Genomic DNA, 7,053 nt, shown 5'->3' with positions numbered 1-7,053 from the left:
TTTACTTATTTCTAACACCTTAGTTCCCTGCCATTTTCTCAATTAAAAATGAGCCCCATTTCTGGAACTCATCTGCGTCTTTCTTGTTTCGGTTTTTCTCTCACCAACACTATTTTTGAAAGAGCCAAAAAGAATCGCGAAATCTGCGGAATTCACAGACCGGTAATGAATGACGGACGCTCCGGCAGGGAACACTAACTGCGAGGTGGACTATGAAGAAAAAATCAACTGCCGTCCGTTTTAACGGGCTGTTTCTGTTTTCGTATGCGGCCGGCGCGATCGGTACGACCCAGACGATTCCCTATCTGGTCTCGATGGGCTTTGAAGGCACGCAGAAGGGGATTATTTTGTCCGGAATGGCGATCTCGACGCTCATCACGCAGTTTTTGTTCGGCTATCTGTCGGATAAATTCAAGGGCTGCCGCTGGTTTTTCCTGATCAGCTTCGGCGTCTTTTTCATCGGCGACGTCGTGCTGTTCGGCTTCCGCTGGCCGCAGTTCTGGTACCTGTTGGCGATGATCTCGCTGACCGGCGGCATTGCCCGGACGTGGCAGGGATTAGAAGATACATGGGTGCTGCAGATTGATGAGACCAAGCCGGTTTACAGCCGGATCCATGCCTGGGGTGCGTTTGGCTGGGCGATCGGCAGCTGGACTGCGGCGATTTTATTAAACTGGCTGGATTTCCCAGTCATCGCCGTGCTCGTGTTTCTGACCAGCTGCGCGACGCTGTACTTCGCGTGGAAGCAACAGGATGCTCAGCGCGCCAGCGGCAAGGTCGTCAAGGTAGCGGACTTAAAGGAACTGGTAAAAAATAAAGCCTATATCCTGTTGGTGCTGATTCTGCTCGTCCTGTTTGGGATGGGGACGGCGGACATGTATATCGTCGTCGACAAGGTGATGGCGATCGGGGGAACCAGCTTTCATGTCGGAGCGAAGTGGGGCCTGCAGTCGCTGATGGAAATTCCGATTCTGTTAGTCGGGGACAAGCTGATGAAGAAATACGATCCAGCCAACCTGATGCTGGGGGCTTCCGTTCTGTTCGGCGTGCGCTTTGTCGTTTACAGCCTGATTCAGAATCCGTGGTGGATGATCGCCGCGGCGGTCTTCCAGATGGTCACGTTTCCGATCATCATTATCAGCTCCAAGCTGATGATTGACGAAATCATTTCGGAAAAGCTCAAATCCAGCGGTCAGATGGCGGCGATGAGCGTGTATATGGGCTTGTCGTTATTGATCATGCCCGTGTTTTGCAGCTGGCTGTCCGAGGCGATCGGATGCGATCCGGCGCTGCTTGTCGTCGCCGGATTTGCGGCGCCTGCGATCGTTTTGATTTTGATGTTTAAAAAAGCCCGCGGACCACTTCAAAAAAAATCCCAGAATTCGATTTGCCGGTGAATGACCGGCTTTTCTTTTACTTGAAAGCGATTTGGCTTTGTGTTACGCTATCGCAGGGTAAAGAAAAGGAGCCAAAGACGATGACAAAAAAATGCTACCTGTTGGATCTGGACGGCACGATGTACCGCGGAACGGCGATCATCGAGGGCGCGAAGGTCTTTATTGATTACTGCTTGAAGGAACAGCTGCCGTTCTTGTTTCTAACGAATAATTCCGGACGCACGCCGCGCCAGGCTGCGGATCACATGCTGAAGATTGGTTACCGGGGAATTGAGCCGAAGCACTTCTACACCTCGGCGATGGCGGCGAGCGATACGATGATCCGGCGGTTTCCCGACAAGAAGCGGGCGTACATGGTCGGGGATGAAGGGCTGCGCGAAGCGCTGCTGAACAATGGCTATGAGCTGGTGAACGACCAGGCTGATCTGGTGTTTATCGGCCTGGATAAGGAAGGAACCTGGGAGAAGTATTCACTGGCGCTGCGGCAGGTGCTGGCCGGGGCGATTCTGGTCGGTACCAACAACGATCGGATCTTGCTCAGCGAAGCGGGAGCCAACTGCGGCAACGGATCGACGGTGGCGCTGATGGAATATGCCAGCTCGCGCGAGGCGGTCAAGATAGGCAAACCGCATGCCGCGATCATTGAAGGCGCACTGGCCTATCTGGGCTTGGGCAAAGATGAGGTGGTGATTGTCGGCGATAACATGGAAACGGATATTCTGTGCGGCGTTCAGGCGGGAATTGAAACGATTTTAGTGACGACAGGCGTGCATGACCGGCAGGCGGCTGCGGCATATTCCTTCGCTCCGGATCATATAATTGAAGACCTGAGGGAACTCATGGACTAAGGAGGAGGATGCCTATCGGCACGCTGGAAGCAATTCAACAAGGCGGGCTGGTTCTCTACGCCTGTCTTAAGGCGTTTCTGCCGCTGCCGTCGCTGGAGGTGGTGCTGATTCCGCTGATTCTTAAAAATCAGGACGGCTGGCTGCTGTACGCGATGGAAGGGGCCCTCGGCACGGCAATCGGCGGCTGGATCGGCTATCAGATCGCAAGGCGGGCCCAGCAGGCCGTGCTGCGCAAATTTGCCAGCGAGCAGGAGATCGCATCAGGCAGGCAGCTGATGGATCGCTACGGCGTGCTGGCGGTGTTTATCGGCGGCGTCACCCCGATTCCGGATTTCCTGCTGGCCTATCTGGCCGGCATGACGCAGATGGCCCTGATCCCATTTCTGCTAAGCGATGGTACGGCGCGGTTATTGCGGAGCGTGCTTGTCGGCTGGTGTATTCGGACACTGGGCTATGTCGTCGATATCGAGCGCTGGGGCACGGTGATTTCATTAGTCATGGTCGCATGGCTGTTATTGCGCTGGGCGCGCAGCGACGGATGAAGCCAAGAAAAAAGGCCTCCGTTCCAAAGGGCCTTTTTCCTTGTTTATAAGGGGATAGAATGTTTCTGTACGATAATTTTTTTAAAGGGGATATTATGTTAGTTCGTAGGAGAAGAGGTTATCGTACAGGCAAGAGGTCTTCTCGCTCTTGCTGACTATAATATACCAGAGAAGTATAGGCGAAATATGTCGAAATTGTGTTAAAATGTGTGATTTTCTTAAAAACTTTGATTATAATGAAACAGGAACATAGAAATGAGGAAAGAGAATGAAGAAACCCATGATTGCCCTAACTGCCCGCATCGGCGAATTCCAGGGACAGAACCGGATTTTTGATAATCAGACGTACTTTGACGCGGTTGCGCTGGGCGGCGGCATTCCGGTGCTTGTGAATTACGGCAGCGACGAGGATTATGAAGCGATTGCCGAACGTTTCGACGGATTGTTAGTGACCGGCGGCGAGGATCTGGATCCGGCGTTATTCCATCAGAGCGCTCATCCATCCGTCGAGCTTACCGATCCGCGCATGGACACGCTGGATCTTGAGCTGATCCGGCGCTTCGCGGCGAAAGGAAAACCAATCTTAGGCATCTGCCGGGGCATCCAAAGCATCAACGTGGTGTTCGGCGGCACGCTGATTCAGGATCTCAACACCCAGTATCCGGCCATGCGCCCTGCCGGACACCAACAGCACAAAGCCGAGCCGAAGCCGGCGATGGACGCACCGTTTCATGACAATACCTTTGTGGAGGGGACGCTGCTGTATGAACTGTTCGGTCCGCGGCATGCGGTCAACAGCTTTCATCATCAAAACATCGACAGAGTTGCCGACGGCTTCGTCGTTTCTTCCTGGAGCGAGGACGGACTGGCGGAAGCGATAGAAAAGGACAAAATTCTGGCCGTGCAGTGGCATCCGGAACGCTTAACTGCGGATCCAGGCCACCGTGCGATCTTTGAAACATTTGTTCGCCAATGCCAGAAATAAAATTAGACAAATTCCGTAAAGTGTCTACAAAAACCGTTTAGTTAAGCCTTTTTTTAGAATTTGTATTGACAAGAAACCATAAATTCAGTAATATTCTATCAGGTCATAGGACCTGGATTGATTCATCTGTTATTGTTTTTCCCCCACCCATTCAAACAATAATAGATCCCCCCCAAGAGATAGAATCAATTCTGATAAGAGGACATCTTCGGATGTTCTTTTTTTGATTTCTTCTGGTTTTTTGAATCGCAAGTCTGTTATGTCCGGCGCTGAGGTTCTCAGATTTCATCGAGAAAAACAAGGTTGTTTGGATGAACATTTTCATTTGTCTTAGATGGGAGAAGGAGGAAAGCTTATGGCATGCTTAGGTATTTTTGAAGATACCGTAGATCCCGATCAGCCGATTCTCACGCTGCGGAAAACCGCTCGCGTATTTGTGATCAATCCGCAGGGGCGGATCGGGATGATTCATGTGTTGGGACAAGATGAATTCGGCCTGCGCGATCATCTGGAAAGCTGCGGCGGCGGGATTGAGGCCGGGGAGAGTGCGAGTCAGGCTGCGATCCGGGAAGCGCGGGAGGAATTGGGCGCGGTGCTGACGGATTGGATTGAACTGGGCTGGATAGAAGACGAATATCATCGGCTGCAGCGGCGCAATCACAGCACGTTCTTCGTCGCGCATTGTGAACCGGGATTGCATCCCCGCGCGTTGTCGGCCAGGGAGCGGCGGATGATGGCGGAGCCGGTGTGGCTGTGTCCGGAAGAAGTGGAACGGCGGCTGAATCCGGAAAATAACCAGGGCATCGGACTGTTGATCGCCCGGCGGGATTTCTGCGCCTGGCAGGAAGCGGTGCGCCGTCGTCAGATCCCTTAAGAAAAAGAATCCTCAGATGGGGATTCTTTTTGAAAGATCAGTTTATCTGTTTGCGTTTCTTATTTCATGCTTTTTCTGACGGTCAGCTCCGGCACAGGTGGTACAGAATCGGCGCTGCCGGCCGGCCGTCGGTATAGGACCGTACGCTCCAGGCTGAGCCTAGTTGCTCGATCCAGCCGACGACGGCCTGCCATTCTTCCATGCCGCCCGCATGGCCGCGGTAACAGGCCAGCGCCAACAAGCCATCCGGCGTCAGATGGGAAACAGCGGCGTCCAGTGCCGGCAGGGTTGTTTTAGGCGTCGTGATCAGCGGGCTGGAAGAATAGGGGAGATACCCCAGGTTAAAGACGATGATCTGGGCCGGCTGCGTCAGCCAGCGCGCCAGTTCGGCATGATCGGCCTGAATGACCGTTACGTTGGAGAAGCCGGCAGTTTTTTTCTGCGTTTTTCTCACCGCTTCGAGCTGGATGTCCAGCGCCAGCACCTTGTCGGCCAGACCGGCGAGGAAAACGGTGTCGTTGCCTCCGCCGCAGGTGGCGTCGACGGCCAGGTTGACATGCTCGAATGTTTCCCGGATCCAGCGGTGATTAACGGTATTGATATTCTCAGCCATGCGCTGCCCGCTTGCCCTGCCATGTCTTCTCCCGGGCCATAAGCTTGTCGATCTCATTGAGGACAATCGTCTTCTTTTGAGTCCACTGCGGCGCGATCAGCGCATCCGAGGCGCCGTCGCCAGTCAGCCGCTGAATGATGATTTCCGGTCTTAACAATTCCAGCTGGCGCACGACCAGATCGACATATTCCTCGCGCGACAACAGCGGGAAGGGCTGTTCGGCATAGCTGCGGGCCAGCTGCGTATCCCGCATTAAATGAAGCATGTGAAGCTTGACGGCGTGGATGGGCAGCAGGTTGATCTGCCGCACGGTTTCCAACATCATTTCTTCATCTTCACTCGGCAGACCATTGATCAGATGAACGCAGATTTTTAACGGAGTCAACGCCAGGCGCTGAACGGTTTCGACCACCTCGGCATAACTGTGACCGCGGTTGATCGTCTGCGCGGTGGCGTCGTGAACGCTCTGCACGCCCAGCTCCAGCCAGATTTCCTTGCTTGCGCAGCAGGATGCCAGCCAGGCGATCTTTTCCGGTTCCAGGCAGTCGGCGCGGGTCGCGATCGCAATCGCCGCGACTTCCGGACGGTCTAAAAAGGGTTTCACGCAGGCCTGGATTTTAGAAAGCGGACCATAGGTGTTGGTATAGGCTTGAAAATAGGGAATAAAGTCGGCGTCCGGCCATTTATGGCGCATGACGGCCTGGCCTTTGATATACTGGTCTAACAGTGGTTCAGCCCGGTCTCCGGCAAATTCCCCGCTGCCTGAGCTGGTGCAGAACGTACAGCCGCCGTAGCCGCGGGTGCCGTCGCGATTGGGGCAGGTGAACCCACCGTCCAACGGAACTTTGGCGATTTTTTTGCCAAAACGATGGCGCAGATAATAATTCCAGGTATGATAACGTTTGTTATCATCGGAAAACGGGAAAGGATTAACGGACTTCATGAGCTTCTCCTAACGGGATGTGTTTCAATTCGTCGATCAGCTGGATCAGAAGCTGGCTGATCGCTTCGAGCATCGCTTCGCCCCACGAAGCGGAAGCCGTAGCCGGCTGATCAGGCCCGGTCCAGCCGTTGTCGCAGATCACGGCGATGGGTTGGGGCATCGTCAGTGTTACCCCCTTGAACTGAACGGTTTTAAAACTGGTTGTCGTGATGTTCTCACTGAGCGGCTTCAGCGTGGATTCACGGCAGCGCTCAAAATGGACGGCTTGCGGACAGATCGCAAGCATCGTTGCCGTTTCTTCCCCGCCGCCATGGCCGCCGCCCCAGGCCGGATCGATTTCTTTGGCCATCTGCCACCAGTTGGCAATGATCCCAAGATCGCCCTGGCTGTTCAATTTCAAAGCGACCTGTTCCAGCGCCGGCAGATTGCCGCCATGGCCGTTCAGAAACAGAAACCGCCGCGCGCCATGAGTCCGCATACTGTCGACGATCTCCTGCAGGACACGCCGCAGCGTTTCCGTGCTGAGACTGACGGTGCCGGGAAATCCCCGCAGATAGTCGCATGAACCAAACGGCAGCGCCGGCAGCACAAGGATTTCCGTCTGCTTTTCAATCCGCTGCGCCAGCGCCTCGGGAACCAGTGTATCGACGCCTAACGGATTGTGGACGCCGTGGCATTCCAGACTGCCGGTGATGATCATCACGCTGTCGTTCGTTTTAAAATAAGCCTGAACGTCAGGCCAGCTTGTTTCAATACTAAACATAAGCGAATCTCTCCTTATCTCTTGATTAGTGTAAGCGATCCGGCTGTTTTTTTCAACTCAGTTGACGATTGCGGCTTCTTTGCGCGCG

At 54.1% G+C, this 7,053-nt stretch carries 8 protein-coding genes; 5 read left to right on the top strand and 3 right to left on the bottom strand.

Annotated features, from left to right (window positions below):
• Nucleotides 1–212 precede the first annotated feature (212 nt).
• The 5 genes from BQ7364_RS09905 to BQ7364_RS09885 all read left to right on the top strand — a co-directional run bounded on the left by BQ7364_RS09905 (nucleotide 213) and on the right by BQ7364_RS09885 (nucleotide 4,646).
• Nucleotides 213–1,397, top strand: coding sequence for an MFS transporter (locus tag BQ7364_RS09905; RefSeq protein WP_072684545.1), 1,185 nt, complete (start codon nucleotides 213–215; stop codon nucleotides 1,395–1,397).
• A gap of 80 nt (nucleotides 1,398–1,477) precedes the next feature.
• Complete coding sequence (locus BQ7364_RS09900; RefSeq protein WP_072684544.1) at nucleotides 1,478–2,245, top strand: HAD-IIA family hydrolase; 768 nt, start codon at nucleotides 1,478–1,480, stop codon at nucleotides 2,243–2,245.
• 8 nt (nucleotides 2,246–2,253) lie between these two features.
• On the top strand, nucleotides 2,254–2,787 hold the full coding sequence (locus tag BQ7364_RS09895) for a YqaA family protein (RefSeq protein WP_072684543.1): 534 nt from the start codon (nucleotides 2,254–2,256) through the stop codon (nucleotides 2,785–2,787).
• 268 nt (nucleotides 2,788–3,055) lie between these two features.
• On the top strand, nucleotides 3,056–3,772 hold the full coding sequence (locus BQ7364_RS09890; RefSeq protein WP_072684542.1) for a gamma-glutamyl-gamma-aminobutyrate hydrolase family protein: 717 nt from the start codon (nucleotides 3,056–3,058) through the stop codon (nucleotides 3,770–3,772).
• Between the two features lie 355 nt (nucleotides 3,773–4,127).
• Complete coding sequence (locus BQ7364_RS09885; protein ID WP_072684541.1) at nucleotides 4,128–4,646, top strand: NUDIX domain-containing protein; 519 nt, start codon at nucleotides 4,128–4,130, stop codon at nucleotides 4,644–4,646.
• Between the two features lie 82 nt (nucleotides 4,647–4,728).
• Here the strand turns inward: BQ7364_RS09885 and BQ7364_RS09880 are convergent, their stop codons facing one another.
• From BQ7364_RS09880 to BQ7364_RS09870, 3 genes are read right to left on the bottom strand one after another with little or no spacing between them, the layout of a single operon-like run.
• Complete coding sequence (locus BQ7364_RS09880; RefSeq protein ID WP_072684540.1) at nucleotides 4,729–5,259, bottom strand: tRNA 5-(aminomethyl)-2-thiouridylate-methyltransferase MnmM; 531 nt, start codon at nucleotides 5,257–5,259, stop codon at nucleotides 4,729–4,731.
• Entirely contained in the window at nucleotides 5,252–6,202 is a 951-nt protein-coding gene (locus BQ7364_RS09875) for a tRNA modification radical SAM protein MnmL/YtqA (RefSeq protein ID WP_072684539.1), read from the bottom strand. The genes BQ7364_RS09880 and BQ7364_RS09875 overlap by 8 nt, the downstream gene beginning before the upstream one ends.
• Complete coding sequence (locus BQ7364_RS09870) at nucleotides 6,189–6,965, bottom strand: creatininase family protein (RefSeq protein WP_072684538.1); 777 nt, start codon at nucleotides 6,963–6,965, stop codon at nucleotides 6,189–6,191. The genes BQ7364_RS09875 and BQ7364_RS09870 overlap by 14 nt, the downstream gene beginning before the upstream one ends.
• Nucleotides 6,966–7,053 lie beyond the last annotated feature (88 nt).

Origin of the sequence: Holdemania sp. Marseille-P2844 (assembly GCF_900120005.1) — a bacterium.
GTDB lineage: Bacteria > Bacillota_I > Bacilli_A > Erysipelotrichales > Erysipelotrichaceae > Holdemania.
The sequence above is the reverse complement of the archived record's forward strand: the minus strand, read 5'-3'. Positions and strand labels throughout refer to the sequence as shown.